The following is a 1,092-nucleotide window of genomic DNA, read 5'->3' on the forward strand; positions in this document are numbered from 1 at the left end:
ACGACACCCGCACGCTTGATCGCATCCCTGATCGATGCGCGGGGCTCGAACTCCTCACAGAACTCCTTGCCCTTGATGAGTCGGGCAACGTGACTGATGCCCTGATTATCGTCAGGGAACAGCATCTCGACTTTGCCCTCCAGCTCGGGTCGGCGAACGCCATCAATCCAGACGTAGATCGCGCGCCGAGTGTTGCCGGCGACATTCGCCGACCAGACGTAAATCGTTTTCGGCCTGAGTTCCTGCACCAATCCCGCCACCACGTCCGGCAAACGCTCTTCGATGATTTCCGGATTTGCCCACCGGCTGGCTGCTGCTGACGATATCGCTCCCCGCTCCTCCCACAGGGCGTAGGAGACGCCAGCAAACGTCGTGATGGCGATCAGTCCGAATATGCGTCTCCAGCTTCCCAGTAGCCACTTGAGCAGGCCCACCGCCTCTGTGCTATCAAGCTTCATCGTCGGAGTCCTCAAAGGAAGGTAGCGACGGCCAATCAATTTCCCCCGGCCAACCTGCCTGCTCAGCGATCTTGCTAAGGTCGATGCGGTATTGCTTCCACTGAGTGAGCTGCTCGACCTGCTCGCCAGTGGCTACATCCAGATCGACCGCATCCTGCAGCGGCGCCAAGGAAATAGCCGCTTCGGCCAATTTTCGTCTTTGCTGATAGATCGCCCGTGTAATCAGCACTTCATCCGGAATCTGCGCCATATCGGCGACCTCACCAAACTCGCCCGCAACGGCGCATTCAAAGATCTTCGGGCCGTAATCGGTCGTATCGTCCGGGCTGGCGGTGAACGGAATCTCACCAAAACCTTCAACCGTCATCGACACATTGATGGCCGTCTTTTCAGCATTCGCCCATTGAGGGTTGCGTACTTCAGTAATGACCATTACGCAATCCTCTTGCAGAGGGTTGTCGAGTCAGGCGACAAACCATCACGATTCAATATCGACCCATGCAACACCCACGTGCCGAAAGGAGCGCCGAAGTCTTGCCCGGCGGTGTTAGACCAGCCAAGGTCTGCACCCGCTACCACAGTTCCGACGCTCGTCCCGCCGCCACCTTTAGTGATAAACAGCCCATAGGTGCCC

General features: G+C 57.8%; 2 protein-coding genes and 1 pseudogene. All 3 read right to left on the minus strand.

What is annotated here, in order from left to right; translation table 11 throughout:
• Positions 1-458 (minus strand): hypothetical protein (locus ACIQVE_RS29735; RefSeq protein ID WP_402815543.1); only part of this gene is annotated, 458 nt, incomplete at its 3' end.
• The gene (locus ACIQVE_RS29740) at positions 448-891 is read right to left on the minus strand and encodes a tail fiber assembly protein (protein ID WP_402815545.1); all 444 of its coding nucleotides are present in this window, start codon (positions 889-891) and stop codon (positions 448-450) included. The genes ACIQVE_RS29740 and ACIQVE_RS29735, both read right to left, overlap by 11 nt.
• Positions 891-1,092, minus strand: a pseudogene (locus ACIQVE_RS29745) (phage tail protein); the annotation flags it as partial. The gene ACIQVE_RS29740 and the pseudogene ACIQVE_RS29745, both read right to left, overlap by 1 nt.

The sequence above is a fragment of the Pseudomonas sp. NPDC098747 genome, from assembly GCF_044760045.1.
Taxonomy (GTDB): Bacteria; Pseudomonadota; Gammaproteobacteria; order Pseudomonadales; family Pseudomonadaceae; genus Aquipseudomonas.

Bases quoted from the DNA above. Each gene is read 5' to 3' on its own strand.
- ACIQVE_RS29740 (WP_402815545.1), bottom strand. From the start codon at position 891: ATGGTCATTACTGAAGTACGCAACCCTCAATGGGCGAATGCTGAAAAG.